Source organism: Massilia sp. CFBP 13721 (genome assembly GCF_014842025.1).
Taxonomy (GTDB): domain Bacteria; phylum Pseudomonadota; class Gammaproteobacteria; order Burkholderiales; family Burkholderiaceae_D; genus Telluria.
Window position 1 is genome coordinate 310,296 of the sequence record NZ_JACYUY010000001.1, and the last position, 18,807, is coordinate 329,102.

At 66.2% G+C, this 18,807-nt stretch carries 16 protein-coding genes; 13 read left to right on the forward strand and 3 right to left on the reverse strand.

The genetic code is table 11. The annotated features are described in order from the left end of the window. Positions 1–194 precede the first annotated feature (194 nt). On the reverse strand, positions 195–1,160 hold the full coding sequence (locus IFT60_RS01270) for a hypothetical protein (protein WP_192048614.1): 966 nt from the start codon (positions 1,158–1,160) through the stop codon (positions 195–197). A gap of 224 nt (positions 1,161–1,384) precedes the next feature. Between IFT60_RS01270 and zwf the strand changes: the two genes are divergently transcribed. Continuing rightward, positions 1,385–2,869 (forward strand): glucose-6-phosphate dehydrogenase, encoded by a 1,485-nt coding sequence (gene zwf / locus IFT60_RS01275; RefSeq protein ID WP_192048616.1) that lies wholly within the window; start codon positions 1,385–1,387, stop codon positions 2,867–2,869. Positions 2,870–2,893: 24 nt separating this feature from the next. Here the strand turns inward: zwf and IFT60_RS01280 are convergent, their stop codons facing one another. After that, positions 2,894–3,466 carry a hypothetical protein gene (locus IFT60_RS01280; RefSeq protein ID WP_192048618.1) on the reverse strand — a complete coding sequence of 191 codons (573 nt, stop codon included), beginning with the start codon at positions 3,464–3,466 and terminating at the stop codon, positions 2,894–2,896. Positions 3,467–3,843: 377 nt separating this feature from the next. On the opposite strand from IFT60_RS01280, the gene IFT60_RS01285 reads away from it, so the two are divergent. The 8 genes from IFT60_RS01285 (at position 3,844) to IFT60_RS01320 (ending at position 13,623) form a co-directional block, all read left to right on the forward strand. Next, positions 3,844–6,873 (forward strand): reprolysin-like metallopeptidase, encoded by a 3,030-nt coding sequence (locus IFT60_RS01285; protein ID WP_192048621.1) that lies wholly within the window; start codon positions 3,844–3,846, stop codon positions 6,871–6,873. Positions 6,874–6,969: 96 nt separating this feature from the next. Continuing rightward, on the forward strand, positions 6,970–7,575 hold the full coding sequence (locus IFT60_RS26275; protein WP_197986186.1) for a cohesin domain-containing protein: 606 nt from the start codon (positions 6,970–6,972) through the stop codon (positions 7,573–7,575). 406 nt (positions 7,576–7,981) lie between these two features. Then, positions 7,982–9,550, forward strand: coding sequence for a malate dehydrogenase (quinone) (gene mqo / locus IFT60_RS01295; protein WP_192048624.1), 1,569 nt, complete (start codon positions 7,982–7,984; stop codon positions 9,548–9,550). 269 nt (positions 9,551–9,819) lie between these two features. Beyond that, the gene (locus tag IFT60_RS01300; protein ID WP_374000146.1) at positions 9,820–10,515 is read left to right on the forward strand and encodes a trimeric intracellular cation channel family protein; all 696 of its coding nucleotides are present in this window, start codon (positions 9,820–9,822) and stop codon (positions 10,513–10,515) included. A 158-nt stretch (positions 10,516–10,673) separates the two neighbouring features. After that, positions 10,674–12,098, forward strand: coding sequence for a B12-binding domain-containing radical SAM protein (locus tag IFT60_RS01305; RefSeq protein WP_192048626.1), 1,425 nt, complete (start codon positions 10,674–10,676; stop codon positions 12,096–12,098). Next, on the forward strand, positions 12,095–12,706 hold the full coding sequence (locus tag IFT60_RS01310) for an AAA family ATPase (protein WP_192048628.1): 612 nt from the start codon (positions 12,095–12,097) through the stop codon (positions 12,704–12,706). The genes IFT60_RS01305 and IFT60_RS01310 overlap by 4 nt, the downstream gene beginning before the upstream one ends. After that, on the forward strand, positions 12,703–12,954 hold the full coding sequence (locus IFT60_RS01315; protein ID WP_192048630.1) for a type II toxin-antitoxin system HicA family toxin: 252 nt from the start codon (positions 12,703–12,705) through the stop codon (positions 12,952–12,954). The genes IFT60_RS01310 and IFT60_RS01315 overlap by 4 nt, the downstream gene beginning before the upstream one ends. A 150-nt stretch (positions 12,955–13,104) precedes the next feature. Continuing rightward, a complete protein-coding gene (locus IFT60_RS01320) occupies positions 13,105–13,623 on the forward strand; it encodes a phage regulatory CII family protein (protein WP_192048632.1) in 519 nt (172 codons plus the stop codon). Positions 13,624–13,655: 32 nt separating this feature from the next. Here IFT60_RS01320 and IFT60_RS01325 read toward each other — a convergent pair whose 3' ends face one another. Beyond that, entirely contained in the window at positions 13,656–14,540 is an 885-nt protein-coding gene (locus IFT60_RS01325) for a cupin-like domain-containing protein (RefSeq protein WP_192048634.1), read from the reverse strand. Positions 14,541–14,775: 235 nt separating this feature from the next. Between IFT60_RS01325 and IFT60_RS01330 the strand changes: the two genes are divergently transcribed. The 4 genes from IFT60_RS01330 to IFT60_RS01345 all read left to right on the forward strand — a co-directional run bounded on the left by IFT60_RS01330 (position 14,776) and on the right by IFT60_RS01345 (position 18,802). Beyond that, the gene (locus tag IFT60_RS01330) at positions 14,776–16,071 is read left to right on the forward strand and encodes a caspase family protein (RefSeq protein ID WP_192048636.1); all 1,296 of its coding nucleotides are present in this window, start codon (positions 14,776–14,778) and stop codon (positions 16,069–16,071) included. Positions 16,072–16,096: 25 nt separating this feature from the next. Next, positions 16,097–16,948, forward strand: coding sequence for a hypothetical protein (locus tag IFT60_RS01335; protein WP_192048638.1), 852 nt, complete (start codon positions 16,097–16,099; stop codon positions 16,946–16,948). A 163-nt stretch (positions 16,949–17,111) separates the two neighbouring features. Next, on the forward strand, positions 17,112–17,927 hold the full coding sequence (locus tag IFT60_RS01340; RefSeq protein WP_192048640.1) for a hypothetical protein: 816 nt from the start codon (positions 17,112–17,114) through the stop codon (positions 17,925–17,927). Next, positions 17,924–18,802: a Tll0287-like domain-containing protein gene (locus IFT60_RS01345; RefSeq protein ID WP_192048644.1), complete on the forward strand. Its 879-nt coding sequence runs from the start codon at positions 17,924–17,926 to the stop codon at positions 18,800–18,802. The genes IFT60_RS01340 and IFT60_RS01345 overlap by 4 nt, the downstream gene beginning before the upstream one ends. The last annotated feature ends 5 nt before the right edge of the window (positions 18,803–18,807 follow it).

Below are 18,807 nucleotides of genomic sequence, written 5' to 3' on the forward strand. Positions count from 1 at the left end.
CTAGGAGCCTATCCCAGTAGCCCGGAGTCGCTGCGAGCGCGCATGACAAGCGGGTGCTGCGTTGCTCGTCGGTTGCATGGCCCGCCATGCGCCCTTCTCGCGCCTTGCCCGCGCTTGCCCTGCATCGCTCCCAGCTTCCCCCGGTCTACTGGATAGGCTCCAAGGATAACGCATGCGTCATTGCAAACCAAGCATCACATCTTGGCGAGCACTGGGCCGGGCTGGCATTTGGCTTCCGTTTGACCGGACCAGCGACGTAACAGTGCATTAGGGTCCGGCAGCGGCACGCGCAGGCGTTCCACGATGGGCTGCTCCCAGTAGCACTCCACATCTGATGCACCGGCCGCCATCGCGCCAACCACCTCGGGCGGCAGCGGTATGTTTTCCACCGCCTTTTGTTCACAATGCGAAATAGTGATGAATGACTCCGGTCCTGCACAGACATACAGGGTCACGCGCGTATGGCTTCCCACTGCGTCTTCCTTGCGCGGCACCAGCATGGCCGCGAACCGGCCCGGCTCGGCCTCGATCAGCCGTCGTACCGCCTCGAGATCCGCAAACGGTTCGAAGTCGGTCTCCACCTCGATTTCCCGCGCCCATTGGTTGCCGGCCTCGCAGAACGGCATGGCCGCGCGCCCGCGCCCGGCCAGCATCGGCGGAACGATATAGACGCAGAACTCGACCAGCCAGCAAAAGACCAGGCCGCATTGCGTGAACATCGACTTGTCGATCAAGGGAATCGTAAAAGCCCAGTCGAACATCGCGCCCGGACGCAGGCACAGGCGTGCGATGAATTCGAGCGCGGAGAAGCCGAGTGCATCGCCGCTGAAGCGTATCCCGTCCATCACGATATAGGCAGCCCACTGTACGTACCAGGCCAACAGGCCAAGGACGGCGCCCGCCCGTCCCATCCAGACCGGATTGCGGACCTTGCCGACAGTCGCGGCGCGGTGCGCGAACGTATACATCGATATGCCGACGCCCAGCAGCGCGAAGAGAGTCAGGAGATATCCCGTCTCCGACCCAACGGCTGGCCGCGCATACGCCATCAGCCAGGCGTATGCCACGGCCGAACCTGCGGCGGCCAACCCGGCTATGCCGAGTGCACGGAAGCTTTGGCGCGGGATGCGGCCTGATGGGTGGTAGGTTGATATTGTCATGGGTATCCGATCGAAGTTATGAGGCGCCTGCCCGCCTCGACCGCCCACTCTAGCTTCACTGCCCCATCGAAAAATTACGATAACGCAACTCAAACGATCCGCGCAGCTTGCCCGCTCATGGCACCCCACCCATCGTCCATTGCGATCTAGGCTATAGTATTCGGCACGACCACCCGTCGGCGCCCTGCCCGCAGGACGCCGGCACGACTTTTCGAGCCCAGAACATGACCCAACAGACCGCGCCCAACGCGCCCACCGCACACGAAAGCGCCCTCCCCCTCGACATGACCATCTTCGGCGGCATGGGCGACCTGGCCATGCGCAAGCTCCTGCCGGCGCTGTACATGGCTTACCTGCACGGTAACCTGCCGCCGTCGACGCGCATCCTGTCCACCGGGCGCCAGCAGATCGCGCGCGAGGCGTACCTGGCCCACGTCGAGGAACATTCGCGGCCCTTCATCGCGCAAGAGAATTTCAACGACAAGACCTGGGACGGCTTCCTACAGGTGCTCGAATACGTGGTGCTCGACATCCAGGCGGCGCCCGACTTTTCCGCACTGGCCGATGCTTCGCGCGCGGGCGCCCAGCGCGTGTTCTATCTCGCCACCGCGCCTTCGCTGTTCATGCAGATCTGCGAGAAGCTGGCCGGCGCCGGGCTGGTCGACGCCAACGCGCGCGTGGTGCTGGAAAAACCGCTCGGGCGCGACCTGGCCACCGCGGTCGAGATCAACGAGGCGGTCGGGCGCCACTTCGCCGAGTCGCAGATCTATCGGATCGACCATTACCTCGGCAAGGAAACCGTGCAGAACCTGATGGTGCTGCGCTTCGGGAATTCGATCCTTGAACCGATCTGGCGCGCGCCCAACATCTCGAGCGTGCAGATCACGGTGGCCGAGGAAGTCGGCGTCGGCAGCCGCGCCGGCTTCTACGACGGCACCGGCGCCATGCGCGACATGGTGCAGAACCACCTGCTGCAGCTGCTGTGCATCGTAGCGATGGAGCCGCCGACCTCGCTCTCGCCGGATGCCGTGCGCGACGAAAAACTGAAAGTGCTGCGCTCGCTGCGCCGCTTCGGCCTGGCCGACATCGCGCGCGACACGGTGCGCGGCCAGTACGGCCATGGCGTGTCCGGCAACCAGGAAGTCGACGGCTACCTGGAAGAGCGCAACGTGCCGCCGGATTCCGGCACCGAGACTTTCGTCGCGCTGCGCGCCCACATCGATACCTGGCGCTGGTCGAAGGTGCCGTTCTACCTGCGTACCGGCAAGCGCATGGCGCGCCGCTCGTCGAAGATCGTCATCGAATTCGCCAACCCGCCCTTCCCGCTGTTCCCCGGCGCGCAGGGCGGTGTCGCCAACCGCCTGGTGATCGAGCTGCAGCCCGAAGAGGCGATCAAGCTGCAGATCATGGCCAAGGAACCCGGCAGCGGCATGCACATGCAGCAGGTCGCGCTCAACCTCGATCTGCAGTCGGCCTTCCAGCAGCGCCGCGCCGAAGCCTACGAGCGCCTGCTGATCGACGTCGTGCGCGGGCGCCTGACCCACTTCATGCGCCGCGACGAGCTGGAAGCCGCCTGGGCCTGGGCCGATCCGATCATCGACGGCTGGGGCACGCTTGGCGAAAAGCCGCATGCCTACGCCGCCGGCTCCTGGGGCCCGCCGGAATCGTTCGCGCTGCTGGCGCGCGACGGGTTCAGCTGGGTGGAATAATAGACCGCAGGCTCAGCCCATGCCTCATTGCGTCCGCGTCACGTGCGCATCACGCCGCGCCGTCCACCCCAGCCGCTGTTCGATCAGGCGCCGGTAAGGGGTGTCGATGTGGGCAGGCGTACGGCGCACATATTCTTCCGCCTGGGCGCGCTGTTCCGGCGCCAGGGCATCGAGCCGGGCGACGATCTGGCCTGCCGTCGCCAGGCGGCCTTCGCGGCCGTCGAACTTGGCCGGCACGGCGGTCCACACCGCCGCAGCGATGCCACGCTCGCGCATCCAGGCGCGTACCCGCGCATCCTCCACTGCCCCCTCCCTTGACGGAATACTGCCGATCCAGTCCGGCCGCGCAGGCGTGATCTTTTCGCGCGCGGCCAGCATGGCGCGCGCGGCCTCGATGCTGTCGGCCGCCAGGTAAGCCCAATAGGTCGGCATCAACGGCGCCCTCTCGCACAGCACCAGGGCCACTTCGGCACTGTCGTCGCTGTCGCGCGCGAACTCGAGCGGCAGGCGCGGCCCGCCCGGATGCCAGCCCGACGCCAGCTTCAACGGACCCGGCTTCCACAGCAGCGAACCCCAGGCGATACAAACGATGTTCATGGTGACGACCTCGACCGAAAAAGCACAGTCTAGTGTGCTTCGGGAAGATGCCGTGCACGCTTAGCGGAACGCTGCCAGCGGTTGTACGACAACATCAACCTGCACCGAGGCTGCCTCTTCCACGCACTTTCCTTGCACCATAATGGTGCAACCACCCTGTTCCCAACCACAAATCGCACCGTCACCGACAATTTGTCTACACGAATTACAAAAAGAAATAATTTACTTGCGCTAAATATAATTTCAGCAATATTATCGCTCCAGCGACGTTGCTTAGCTTGCATCGAAGCCGCAGCCTCCCACGGGGCGCATCGCAAAAAACGGAAAGAAAAAGCACAACAACGCACCACTCCCAAATAGTCGCGAAAGGACATTGCATGAGCAAGAAAGCCTCAACCCCGCCGGTCAACGGCAGGCTGCAACAGCGCACTTCCCCCGGCAAGCCGAGCTTGCTGGCCCTCTGCATTGTCCTCGCCTTCTCGGCCGGGGCGCCACTTGCCCAGGCCGCCGTGGCCGAAGGCCCGGCAGCGTCGGTGCAACGCGCCGCGTCGTTCTGGCAGGACGCCGCCGCACCGGCCGAAGCCGCCGGCAACAAGGCGCTGATGGGTAGCCAGAACGCCACCGTCGGCAAGGTCCCCGCCCTGCAACTCAAGCGCGTACGCGCCGCCACCCTCGACCTGGGCGGCATGCAGTCGCTGACCGCCGGTGCGCCTTCCGAAAGCGCCGGCCGCGCCATCGCCAGCCCGCTGACGGTTTCGCTGCCGCATCCGGACGGCGGCTACCAGCGCTTCACGCTGGTCGAATCGTCGATCATGGAACCGGGCCTAGCCGCCAAGCATCCCGAAATCAAGACCTACCGCGGCCAGGGCATCGATGATCCGAACGCCACGCTGCGCATGGACATCACCCCGCTCGGCCTGCACGCCTCGGTGCGCTCGCCGAACGGCGGCTATTATGTCGACCCTTACTATCGCAACGACACCAGCGTCTACGTCAGCTATACCCGCGCCGACCTGATCAACAAGCGCGGCCCGCTGGTCGAGGGCGACCTGCATGAAGCGCAACTGAGCCTGTCGCGCTCGTTCTACAAGGAAGGCGACACGGTCGAGGTGCGCGGCGCGGGCTTCGCGCCTGGCGCCAGCGTCAGCGTCAGCGTGCGCGGCCAGGACGAAGCACTGGTCGTCGCCAACGCCAGCGCCACCGCTGACAAGAATGGCGCGATCACCGTCAAGCTGCCGGCAGGCGCGGCACGCATCGGCTCTTACGAGCTGATCGCCACGTCCGGCGCCCAGACCACCTCGGCGCCGTTCCAGGTGATGGACGCCACCATGGTCGCGGACGTCGCCACCGGCACCATCCTGCGTACCTACCGCCTGGCGCTGGTCACCGACCCTTCCTACGCCAACTATTTCGGCGCGGCCAACGTCACCGCTGCCAAGACCACGCTGATCAACCGCGTCACGCAAGTCTATGAAGACGAAACCGCGATCCGTCTGGTGCTGATCGACGGCACCGACGCGCTGAACCTGAACACCCCGGCTCAAATGACCGGCGCCAATGGCCCTTGCGGCGGTTCCGCCTGCTACACCGCGACCCAGGCATCGACCTGCGGCAGCAGCACGCTGTCGCGCAACCGCATCGTCGCCGGCCTGCTGGCAGGCGCCAGCAACTTCGACGTCGGCCACATCGCCCTCGGCGTGGACGGCGGCGGCATCGCCAGCCTGGGCGTCGTCGGCGGCACCAGCAAGGCGCAGGGTTGCACCGGCCTGCCTGAGCCGACCGGCGACTTCTTCGCCGTCGACTACGTCGCGCACGAACTGGGCCACCAGTTCTCGGGCAACCACACCTTCAACGGCACGCTCGGCAGCTGCAGCGGCACCAATCGAAATCCGGGCACCTCGGTCGAACCGGGCAGCGGCTCGTCGATCATGGCCTACGCCGGCATCTGCAGCACCGACAACCTGCAGAACCACAGCGATCCATACTGGTCGCAGCGCAGCTTCGAAGAGATCGTCGCCCTGACCTCGAGCGCCGAATCGACCCTGAGCGAAATCCAGATGGCGGCGCTGACCGGCTTCGCCACCAATGGACAGCAGTTCCAGGTCAGCTACAACGGCAACCTGTCGGTCCCGATCATCCGCGGCACCAACTTCACCGTCGCCGGCATCAAGGCAGCGATCGAAGGCATCGCAGGTTGGCCGGCGGGCGCCACGGTAACTGCCAGTACGGTCGGCGATACCGCTTTCACGGTGACCTTCGGCGGCACGCTGGCGGGCGTCAATGTCCCGATGCTGCAGCTGACGAACTGCACCACCGGCTGCAGCGGCTACTTCGGCGAAATCACCGCCGGCGGCCCGACCACGCGCCGCGGCGCGGTCTCCAACCTCGGCAACACGGCGCCGGTCGTGACCGTCCCGACGACCTACACGATCCCGGTGCGCACGCCGTTCGCCCTGACCGGCAGCGCGACCGACGGCGACGGCGACGCGCTCACCTACATGTGGGAACAGACCGATCGCGGCGCCGCCACCGGCACCTCGCTGACCAACAACGTCAAGACCAATGGTCCGCTGTTCCGCCAGTTCGGCACCCGCGCCATCGTCTCGACCGCGCAGGCGCTCGAGTACAACTCGCCGGGCCAGAACCACACGACGGCCGATCCGACCCGTGTGTTCCCCGACATGGCGCAGATCCTGGCGAACAACACCAATGCCGAGACCGGCGCCTGCCCGGTTGCCTCCAACCCGATCACCGCCGCCCAGATCGACTGCTTCTCGGAGTTCCTGCCAACCCCGGCCTACGTCGGCTTTGCCGGCGTGAACGCCTCGCCGGTGTCGCTGAACTTCAAGCTGACGGCGCGTGACGGCCGCGGTGGCGTCAACAGCGCCACCACGAGCCTGGTGCTGGCGCAAGGCGCCGGTCCGTTCCTGGTGACGTCGCAGAACACGGCGGCGACCGTCGATGCGGGCACCAACCAGACCGTGACCTGGAGCGTGGCCAACACCAATGCGGCGCCGGTCAACACGGCCAACGTGCGCATCACCCTGTCGAGCGACGGCGGCCAGACCTTCCCGTACGTGCTGGCCGAGTCGGTGCCGAACAACGGCAGCGCCAGCGTCCGGATGCCGGCCATCGCCACCCAGGCGGCGCGCATCAAGGTCGAAGCCATCGGCAACGTCTTCTTCGACGTCTCGAACGCCAACTTCACGCTCGGCCTGCGCGGCGACGTGAACGGCGACGGCGCGCTCAACTGCGCCGACCTGTCGATCGTCAAGGCGTCGCTGAACAAGCGCGTCGGCCAGCCAGGCTTCGATCCGCGTGCCGACCTCACTGGCGACGGCGTGGTCGACCTGCGCGACGTCGTCTTCGTGACGCAGCGCCTGCCGAAAGATTCGGCTTGCAACTGATGCAGCGCCCTCGCGGGCGATAGTGAAACCCGGCCGGCCGGAGTTGTTCATCCGGCCGGCATTCGAACCGAACACCCGATTTTCAAGGATTAAGTAATGACCAAGTGGAAAAACTTCCTGGCCGCCGCACTGCTGGCCGCTACCTCGCAAGCCTGGGCCGTCCCAACCCTGAGCGCCACCACCACGCCGAACCCGACCACGCCGGGTTCGTCCGTCAACGTCAACGTCAGCATCACCGATATCGTCGACCTGTATGCCTATCAGTTCACGCTGAACTACAACGCCAGCCTGCTGCAGGCGACCGGCGTCACCGAAGGCAGCTTCCTGGGCACCGTCGGCTCGACCAGCTGGTATGCCGGCGACATCGACAACACCGCGGGCACCATCTCGCTGATTCTCAGCTCCCTGTACGGCGACAGCGCAGGCGCGTCGGGCAGCGGCAGCCTGGCCAGCATCATGTTCCAGACCACCGGCACCGGCAACGCTGCCGTGTCGTTCTCGGACCTGATTTTCTTCGACAGCGCCTTCGGCGAGATTGCCGTCACCGCCACCCCGCTGGTGATCGGCATCGAAACGCCGACGGGTCCGGTCGATCCAGGCACCCCTGGCGAAGTGCCGGAGCCGGCCAGCCTGGCGCTGTTCGCGATCGGCCTGGCCGGGGCGTCCGCTCTGCGCCGCCGCGCGCAGGCACCACGCGCCTGATGCCCGGGGCGGGCTGACCCTCAGCCCGCTCTTGTACCCGACAGGGCCGCCGCGCCCTGTCGACCTTCCTGCCCCCCCCCTTCCGATCGTTTGTCCTCCCCGCTGCGCGCTACGCAGGGCGCTGGCGCGTCATCGCTCGCCCGTATTCCCGGCACGCTCCCCGTCAGCCTGAACCGGCTGTTTCGAGGCAATAATACATCCCTGAAAGATTCAGTAGTAAAATATACGGATGTAACCGGATTACACCGTTGCCGCGCCGGGCGAATTCGCACCGCCGGGCGTCACGAGCCGTGTCGACGAGACTTCGACTACCTCCGAGCTCAGCCAAGCTGGCCATCAGAATCCAGCCGCGTGTTCCTGTTTTTCAGTGCATTTGTCGTCCCAGTCCAAGATTCGGAAATATCCCATGCGTAAATTGCTACCCGTTGTACTCTCCTGTTCGCTCATCGCCGCCTGCGACAAGGCGCCGCCCGCATCGAATGACAAGCCGGTCGACGTGGTCCTGATCGGGGCCGGCGTGATGAGCGCCACCCTCGGCACCATGCTCACCGAACTGCAGCCCGACCTGAAGGTCGAGATGTTCGAGCGCCTCGATGCGGTCGCCGCCGAAAGTTCCGACGCGATGAACAACGCCGGCACCGGCCACTCGGCGTTCATGGAACTCAACTACACGCCCGACCTGCCCGACGGCAGCATCGAGACGAAAAAGGCGGTCGACATCAACGAACAGTTTGAGGTCTCGAAACAGTTCTGGGCCTACCAGGTCAGGCAGGGCGCCATTCCCGATGCGCGGACCTTCATCAACAACGTGCCGCACATGAGCTTCGTGTGGGGCGACGACAACATCAACTTCCTGCGCAAGCGCTACGCCGCCCTGCAGAAGGAAAACCTGTTCAAGGGCATGCTCTACAGCGAAGACCACGCGCAGATCGCCAAGTGGGCGCCGCTCGTCATGAACGGCCGCGACCAGAACCAGAAAGTCGCCGCCACCCGCATGGAAATCGGTACCGACGTCAACTACGGCACCCTGACCCGCACCATGGTCAGGAACCTGACCGAGAACAAGCACATGGGGCTGCACCTGCGCAGCGAGGTACGCGACATCAAGCGCGGCAACGACGGCACCTGGCTCGTCACCGTGAAAGATCTCGCGAGCGACAAGCTGTCGACCGTGCGCGCGAAGTTCGTGTTCGTCGGCGCCGGCGGCGGCGCGTTGCCGCTGCTCGAGAAGTCGGGCATCCCGGAAGCCAAGGGCTTCGGCGGCGTGCCGGTTGGCGGCCAGTTCCTGGTGACGAACAATCCCGCGCTGGTCAACCAGCACCACGCGAAAGTCTACGGCAAGGCCTCGGTCGGTTCGCCGCCGATGTCGGTGCCGCACCTCGACACCCGCATCATCGACGGCAAGAAGACCCTGCTGTTCGGGCCGTTCGCGACCTTCTCGACCAAGTTCCTGAAGAACGGTTCGTGGATCGACCTGCCGGCCTCGATGGGCAGCGACAACCTGCGTCCGATGATGCAGGCGGGCTACGACAACATCCCGCTGACGAAGTACCTGGTCGAGCAGGTAATGCTCAATCCCGAAGACCGCCTGGCGACGCTGAAGGAATACATGCCGAACGCCAGGCTCGAAGACTGGACCCTGGCCACCGCCGGCCAGCGCGTGCAGATCGTCAAGGACTCGCCGAAGGGCGGCCTGCTGCAGTTCGGTACCGAAGTCGTCGGCGCCGCCGACGGCAGCATCGTCGCCCTGCTGGGCGCCTCGCCGGGCGCCTCGACCGCCGCGCCGATCATGCTCAAGGTGCTCAAGCAGTCCGCGTTCAAGGGCCAGCTCGAGACCCCGGCCTGGCAGGCGAAAATGAAGGAGATGATCCCTTCGTATGGCTTGAAGCTCAACAGCGACCCGGCGCTGGCCAACCGCGTGCGCCGCGCCAGCAGCGAAGCGCTCGGGCTGAAGGCGATTACGCTGGATGAGTAAGCAGTTGTAGGGTGGGCTCTCGAGCCCACGCGGTACAACGCATCCATCTCGAAACGCCACGGTACAACCGCGTGGGCACAAGTGCCCACCCTACAAAACCGGTACCGCGCAAGCATTTCGAGACGCGACGGAATGACCGCGCAGGCAAAGCCATCCCGCAAAATCGAGGCCCCTGTTCGCAGGGGCTTTTTTTTACGCGCTTCTCAACCCCTGTACGGACGCGTTATCATTGCGGGTTCCGCCGCAATCCCACAGCAAAGGTCGTAACAGTGTTCGATGTTCTCTCGCTCGACATGGGCGCCGCCATGAAGACCCTCGTGCTCACGCTCGACCTGGTCGGCACCTTCGTCTTCGCCCTGTCCGGCGCCACCGCCGGCGCGCGCCGCCGTCTCGACATCTTCGGGGTGCTGGTGCTGTCGTTCGTCGCCGCCAACTCGGGCGGCATCGTGCGCGACCTCCTGATCGGCGCCGCGCCGCCGGCCGCGATCAGCGACTGGCGCTACCTGGCCGTCTCGCTGCTGGCCGGCGTCGTCATCTTCTTCTGGTACCCGCTGATCAACCGCCTGCGCTCGCCGGTGCTGTTCTTCGACGCCGTCGGCCTGGCGCTGTTCTGTGTCGCCGGCGCGCAAAAGGCGCTGGTGTACGGGCTCGAACCGGTGATGGCGGCCCTGCTCGGCATGCTGACGGGGATCGGCGGCGGCATCGCGCGCGACGTGCTGCTGTCGAACGTGCCGGCCGTGTTCAGGTCGGACATCTACGCCGTCGCCGCCCTCGCCGGCGCCGCCGTGGTCGTGATCGGCGACGCCCTGCAACTGCCGACCACCGCCACCGCGGTGGCCGGCGCGCTCCTGTGCTTCGGCCTGCGCATGCTGGCTGTGAGGTACGACTGGCACCTGCCGCATGCGCGCGTGCCGGAACAGGCGAGCAGCCAGCGCGAAGTCGACGAGCGCGACGATAACCGCTGAGGTTCGCAGGCCGGCGGACACGCCTGTCTGGGCGAGTGTAAAAAACACGATAAGTTGCACGACGACAAATAATTTTATAAATCCGATCATTCTGGTGCCGGCTCGATGTGATGCCGGCCGCCGCTGAAGCGCATTCAGCGACCACCAGAAAGCATCGCGTGCAAACTCACCTCATTACCTGGGCACGGCCCCGGCTCCGTACCACCCCCGCAGCCACCGGCGCCGCCGGCGCCGCCATCCGGCGCCGCATCGTTCTCGTCGACCTGTACTGGACCCGCGACAAGGATCCGCGCGTACCGCTGGGCCATGCCTCGCTACTGGCCACGCTTCGCTCCGATCCGGCCATCGAGGCACGCTCGGTGGTGCTGGCGGTGAACGAGCAGATACCCGTCGCCGCGATCGCCCGGCGCATCCTCGCCGAAGCCGCGGGCCTGGACGACGACCGGATCGATATCGCCGTCGGCGCCTACGTCTGGAACGAGGGCATCGTGCAGGAACTGCTGCCGCTGCTGCGCTTTGCGGGCTTCGCGGGCCGCATCATCCTTGGCGGCCCGCAGGTGTCGTATGTCGACACGGGCCTCGAACGCCTGTACCCGGACGCCGACCTGTTCATCCGCGGCCACGCCGAAACAGCCCTGCTCGAAGCGGTGCGCAGCGCTGGACGGACCGCGATCCGCGGCGTGCATTACGCCGGCACGCTGGACCGCAACGAGCAGGCCAGCGCCCCGCTGGAAGGCTTGCCGTCGCCGCTGATCGAGCGCCTGATCGGCCCGGCGCAGCAGGACTTCCTGCGCTGGGAGACCCGGCGCGGCTGCCAGTTTAAGTGCAGTTTTTGCCAGCACCGCCAGAAGGACGCCCAGGCGCCACGCGAAACCTTTCCCGCCACACGCCTGTTCGACGAGATCGACCTGATTTGCCGGGCCGGCGTGCGCGAACTGGCGGTGCTCGATCCGGTCTTCAATACCAATGAAGACGAGGGCCACGCAGTGCGTGTGCTGGAGCGCTTCGCGGCGAACGGCTACCGGGGACGGATCTCGCTGCAATGCCGCGCCGAACTGGTCGATGCCGCCTTCCTCGCGGTGGCGCGCCGCCTGGATGTCTGCCTCGAGTTCGGCCTGCAAACCATCCACAAGAACGAACAACGGGCGATCGAGCGGATAAACAGCCTCGACAAGGTGGACGCGGCCCTGGCGCACGTGCGCGCCCTGGAAATCGACCATGAAGTCTCCCTCATTTTCGGGCTACCGGAACAGACGCTCGACGCATTCATCGCTTCGGTCGGCTGGTGCCTCGAACGCCGGGTCCCGGTCATCAAGGCCTTTCCCCTGCTCCTGCTGCGCGGCACGAAAATGGACCTCGAGCGCGCGCGCTGGGGCCTGGTCGTCGAAGGCGCCACCATGCCGCAAGTGGTCGCATCGAACACCTTCACGCGTGCGGAGTGGCAGAAGATGAACGCCATCTCGCAGGCACTGCGCGAGACCGAAGGCGCGCACCCGCCCTTGCAGGCACTGCTGGCGCTGGCCGATGCGGTCGGCCTCGATCCGGCGCGCTGGCAGCCTGGCCTGGCCGGGGAGGCGGCATGAGCGGCGCGACGCAACCTGCCGTGTTCGTGGTCTTCGAAGGCCTGGACGGCACCGGCAAGAGCACCTGCGCGCAGGCGCTGGCGCAGCGGATCGGTGCGCGCTACATGACGACACCGGCTCCGGAGCTGCGCCAACTGCGCCAGAAGGTGCTCGACAGTTTCAGCGGCAGCCAGGAGGCCGCCCAGCTGTTCTACCTGTCGACGGTGTTCGCGGCATCGGCCGAGGTACGGGGCTTGCTGGACCAGGGCATCCCGGTCGTCATGGACCGCTACTTTCTCTCGACCCAGGTGTATGCGTGTTTCCGCGGCAGCCGGCTGGCGCTGGACGATGCCGCGTCGGCGCTGGTCCATGCGACCCTGACCGTCTGCCTGCACGCGCCGCTGGCGATGCGCCGCGAGCGCCTGCGCCGGCGTGGGTCCACGCCATCCGACGAGGAGACGCTGTCGCCGGTCGCGGACAGGCAGTTACGGGAGGGCTACCGTACCAGGTCGTCGCTGCCCGTGGCCGGAACCTGGTTCGACTATCCGGGCCTGGCATCGCCTTCGCGCGTCGTCGATGCGGTCGTGCGCCGGCTCGCCGCGCTCGCGGAGCGGGGAGACGCCGCATGAAGTACTCTTCCAGCAAGGACCTGGACCGGATCGTGCGGCTGCTGGTCAGGCAGGGGTGGTCTTTTTCGCACGGCGGCAAGCACGGACGACTGCGCACGCCCTGCGGCAAGCGCTTCGTGACGGTACCGGTGTCGCCCAGTTGCCGGCATGCGGCGAAAAATTTCGCGGGCGACGTCAGGCGGCTGTTGAAACAGCGCTCGGTGCCCGCGTCGGCGCCGCGACCCCATCCTGCGCAACGCAGCCGTTGAAACCGACACGGTAAGCGCTGCCCGGCGCCTTTCAGTTGTTGCATCCAGGAAAATTCCTTGCTATTGTGCGGTGCTTGCGGCGCACACCGTAATCAGGTGCGCGCCGCAATGCCCGGGCGCCGGGCGTTCACACCATCGGGAAATCACGCAATGACTTTATCGGGCAAGCCGAAGCTGCCTGCCAACGTGCAGGCAGCCATCGAAGACACCGTCGGCCTCAAGGGCGAAGACAAGAAGTGGGCCTTCCTTGCGGGACGGCTCGGATTGACCGAGGGCGTCCTGCGCAACAAGGTCGCCGCGGAGAAGGAAGACAAGCGCCATCACCTGACCCTGGCCGAAGCGCTGCACATGGCGCATGCGACCGACGACCACGTCCTGATTCGCGCCATCTGCCAGGAATTTGGCGGCGAATTCCTGCATTACCCGCGCGCGGACGGCGCCTCCGACCATGAACTGCTGGCGCAATACACCAGCATGATGCGCGAGCTGGGCCAGTTTTCGAACGACATCCACCTGTCGCTCGCCGACGGCAGGATCGATCCAAACGAACTGGCGAACCTGCGCAAGGACTTCCTGCGCCTGTCGGGCGCCCTGAGCGAGATCATGGACCGCCTGCAAGCCAAGGCGAGCCGCGACGCCACCGAGAGTGCGCGCCCGGCCGGCGCCTGAAGTCGTCCCTGCCTGGCGCCCGGCCGCAGGCATCACGGCGCCGGCTGCAGCACCGCCGGCATCGCACGCGACCAGCGGTTCGTCGACAGCGAAAAACCCAGCGCGCGCACCTGGTGATACCACCCGGCCGGCACGTACAGCAAGTCGCCCGGTTCGACCACGAGTTCCAGCAGCGCCGCCTGGCGCGCCAGCGGAAAACGCGCGTAGTCGGGCGCTTCCGGATCGAAGGGTGAGCCGAACAGCAGCGCGTTTGCTTCGACCGGATACAGGAATTCGTCGTGGTGCGGCGGCGCCAGGAAGATCCGTTTCGAACCCCACAGCTGCACGAAGATGTTGTCGTCGTAATCGGCATGCAGCGGCGTGACGGTGCCCGCCGGTCCGAGCCAAAAGCGCGGCGGGCCGGGCTTGTCGAACCAGGCGGGCCAGTGGCAGAAGCGGTTCAGTTCGCGCAGCTCGAGGTTGCCCAGGTAGGGCGGCAGGCCTGCGGCGCCACTGGCCGCCAGGTCGAGGTAATCCAGCATCGACATGTCGCGCATCGCGCGGTCGGGCGCGAAGGCGGTGCCCACGTAGTCGCCGACGCGGGCGCGCACGGGAATCGTGCTGAAGCGTTCGCGCAGGGTTTGTGGGGTGAGGCTTGCCAGCGGCCAGCGCGCCGCCAGGCCCGGAACCAGGAACGGCAGCCCTGCGGCGGCCCGTGCGCGGAAGGCCGCGGCGTCGAGCTTGCCGAGGCGCGGCACCGTCGCGATGTGCGGAAGGGCGCGCGCGGCCTGCCTGATTGCGGCGCGCATGGCGTCGATCGAGGCGACACCGCGCATCTCGGCGTCGCGCCGTTCGCGCACAGCCTTCCTGGCCAGCGCCTCCTCCGGCGACAGGCGCGGCGGCAGGCGCCGCGGGGTCGAACCATCCTTCTCTACCATGACTGCACGCTGCGAATACTTTCCATTCTGACTGCCTGAATACCAAAACAGGCGACAGGATAACGTATCGCGCAGCACCCGGGGCATGCCGCCGTGACAGGGTCTGCATGATGCCAGGAAAGCATGAGCAAATTTTTAACTTTGTCTTGCGGCGCCCATGCAGTCATGCTAATTTCAGTACCAAGGTTCACCCTGCTCGCTTCGCTAGTTCACCTCTGGTCACTACGGGAAGATCATGCATCCACGCGCCTGGTTTCTGCTCGTTCTTCTCGGCCTGTTCGCATTCCTCCCGCCAGCGGCCATTGCCGCGAACGAAGGTATCCGCCCGCTCGAACCCGAATCGAAAGTCGCCCTCGTCATCGGCAACACCCACTATGTCAACGCATTGCCGCTGAAGAACCCGGGTAACGACGCCAGCGACATGTGCGCGGCGCTTACCAGGCTCGGGTTCGAGGTCATCTGCAAGCTCGATCTCGCCACCAAGCGCGAGTTCAAGGACGCGATCTTCGAATTCACCGGGAAAATCACCCCGCGCAGCGTCGCCCTGTTCTACTTCGCGGGCCACGGCCTGCAGGTCGACGGCGTCAACTACCTGATTCCCACCAGGGCCGCGTTCCGCGTGAAAAGCGACATCGAAGACGAGAGCGTCCAGATCAATTACCTGATGAGCGAACTGGAGGCGCGCCAGGCGGCCTTGAACATCTTCTTCCTCGACGCCTGCCGCAACGACCCGCTCACCGACCCGGTGCGGGGCTACGTACCGATGATGGGCCTTGCCTCCCAGTTGTACGCCCCGCGCAACAGCATCGTCGCCATGTCGACCGGCGCCGGCCAGCTCTCGCTCGATGGCGATGGCCGCAACGGGACGTTCACCAAGAACCTGCTGCACCACATCGGCACGCCGCGCCAGTCGATCGAAGACACGCTCAAGGCGGTCAGCAGCGGCACGCGTGCCGACGCCGGCCGCTTCCAGCGCCAGCAGGATCCGCAGATCACGATCTCCTTCACCGACAGGTTTTGCCTGGCCGGCTGCGCCGACAGCGCCGTGGCCGCCGCGGCCGCAGCCAACGCCGCGGCCGACGCCGACGCGCTGCTCAAGACCAAGACGGCCGAACTGAACCGCCTGGAAGCGACCATCAGCGCGACCCGGGCCAAGCAGGCCGAACTCGACGCCCAGCAGGCGCTGCTCCTGAAAAAGCGCGCCGAACTCGATACCCTGCGCCAGGGCCTCGAAAACGTCGAATCGAAACAGGAAGAACTCCAGCGGCGCCAGGCCGAAGTGGCGCGGCGCGAACAGGAGCTGGCCAAGCTGGGCGCCGACATCAAGGCCTCGACCGACAAATTCAACGAACTCGAGGCGGTGCGGCTCGGCCTGTTGAAGAAGCAGGCCGAAGTCGACGCGATGCGCAAGTCCCTGGCGCTGCAACAGGCCAGCATCGACGCCACCCACAAGGATATCGCGACGCGTTCCGTCAAGGAACCGGAGAAGAAACCAGCACCGCCATCACCCACGGTCGTACCCACTTTCTGACGCTGTTCACTCCAAGGGGATCCATATGAGGGCAAGAAACGCACGGCTGGTCTTTCCGTTAGTCCTGAGCACATTCGTCCTGTCCACGAGTCACGCCCAGACATCTCCCCCGACGGCAAAATTCACGATCGGCGCCAAGGTCTGGCACGCAGCGTGGCTCTCGTACGTGCCGGCGTCGTATTCCGGCATCGGCGCCAACGGCACGCCGGCCGTCGGCGACGTCGCCGATGCGGTGGAGGGAAGCGAGCACACCGATGTCATGCCCTTGCTCGGCCTCAGCTACGGGAAATTCTTCGCGTCAGCCAGCTATGGCCGTTTCACGGGCGATTTCAACGTCCGCAGCAGCCCCGTACTCACCCCCGGCGGCCAGACCCTGATCACGTCCCGCCTTGACCATTTCAAGCGCCGCGAAAGCGACCTCAACCTTGGCTACAGCATCGTGCCCGGGGTCGGCATCGTCCTCGGCTACAAGGATGCGACCGAGACGCGCGACACGTCGCTGGGTATCCAACCGGGGCGCACACCCGTGCTGACGACCAAGGTCAGGGGCTTGCTGCTCGGGGCGACCGGGAACTTCGTGGTGGTTGACAAATTGAGCTTCTATGCCCAGGCCGGCTATGGTCCCGCGCGTTTCAGGCTGAGGTTTGCCGATCCGGCACTGGGGACGGTGAAGGCGAATGGCCGCTACATCATCGGCGAGCTTGGACTGAGCTACCCGATCTGGAGCAATGCCGCACGCGGCAGCGGCGCCGTCGCGGCCGTCGGTTATCGCACGCAGACCGTGAAAACCGACAGCGATGCCGGCATTTTCCAGTCGGCGCGCCGGCTGCGCGACGTGCGCGACGGCGCCGTCATGTCGCTGAACCTTACCCTGTAAGCCGCCGCCGCGGCCGGGCGCACGGCTACATTGTTGCGTCCGGCAGACAGGCGGCGATGACAGCACCAGGCCGTGATTCCCTGCTATAAAATAATCGATCATCCAATGCGCCGCCCTGCGGGGCGAGCATGGCCCCCACCGTGGCGCAGCAATGGGAGCGACTGTGTCGAGACGTCTCGTTGGGCTTTTCCTGTTGCCTGTCCTGTGCTGGGGGGCGCCGCGCGCCGCGCCGGCCACGCCCGCGCCTTCACCTGCGCCCGCACCTGCACCTGCCCTCACGATCACCTTCGCCGAAGGGGCGGCGCAGCTGGTGCGGGCGACCAGCCTGTACCGCGCAGGGCGCGGGGCCGTCCTGCACAAGAACGACTTGCTCGCATCGGGCAGCGGTGCGATCCAGCTCGATAACGGCGCGATCACGGTCGCCATCGGCCCCGCCTCGCGTGTATGGATCAGGAATACCGACGAGTTCATCCTCCTCGATGGCTGGCTGAAAGTACAGGCGCGCGCCGGGCAGGCCGTCACGGTCGCGACCACGCACCTGGCGCTGGCAGGCGCCGGCAGCACGCTGGCCCTGCGCGCCACGCCTGCGGCCAGTGCGCTGTTTGCCGAGTCGGGCGCGGTGCTGGTGCATGAACTCGACGCAGGCAAGCGCAAGCGCGGTATCAGCGTAGCGCACGAACACTTTGCCATGCGCACCGGGGCGGCGCCGCTGCGCCTGGCCGACCGCCCGCCCGCCGCCTTCCTGGCCGCCATGCCGTCCGGCTTTCGCGACGAACTGGTGCCCCTCGCCGTCGGCGGCGCACCGGCCGCGCCGCGCCACGAACGGGCGGCGACGTTCGCCGAACTCTCGCCCTGGGTGAGCGCGCATCCGGCCCTGGTCCGGCAGCTGCGCGCGCGTTTCGATCCTCCACGGCCGGCGCGCCCGACGCGCCCGACGCCGCGCGTCCTTCCACTGCTCGAGCACAAGGCCAGTCCATGAAACTGTCGATCGCTGCAAAATTCAACATCGTGTTCCTGTCGATCTTCGCGGTCGGCTTCGGCGCCGCCAGCATGGTGACGAACTACCTGCTGCAGCAGAACGCCCGGGAAGAGACGCTGCAAAGCGCGCGCGTGCTGATGCAGTCGGCCCTGGCCGCGCGCAGCTACACGGCGGCGCAGATCGTGCCGCTGCTGGAAACGCGCCTGAAGTACGAATTCCTGCCGCAGTCGATCCCCTCGTTCGCCGCGACCGAGCAGCTCGGCCAGCTGCTCAAGCAGTATCCCGACTTCTCGTACAAGGAAGCGACGCTGAACCCGACCAACCTGCGCGACCGCGCCGCCGACTGGGAAGCGGACCTGATCCATACCCTGCGCGCCAAGCCGGCGCTGGCCGAACTGGTGGGCGAACGCAACACCTCGATCGGGCCGGCCCTGTACGTGGCGCGGCCGCTGCAGATCAAAAACGAAGCCTGCCTGCGCTGCCACAGCGTGCCCGATGCCGCACCGAAGACCATGCTCGACATCTACGGCCGCAACAACGGCTTCGGCTGGAAGCACATGGAGATCGTCGGCGCCCAGGTGGTGTCGGTGCCGATGGACGTGCCGCTGGCGCGCGCCGGCGCCATGCTGCATACCTATATGCTGTCGATGCTCGGGATCTTCGTGTTCCTGTTCATCGCGCTCAACGTCATGGTGCACGTGTTCGTCACGCGCCGTATTACGCGCATGTCGCGCCTGGCCGACGAGGTCAGCCTGGGCAAGTTCAACGACGAGGAGTTCGACGTCAAGGGCAATGACGAGCTGTCGACGCTGGCGCGCTCGTTCGCGCGCATGCGTTCGAGCCTGGCGTCGGCGATGAAGATGCTGGAAGAGTGAAGGAG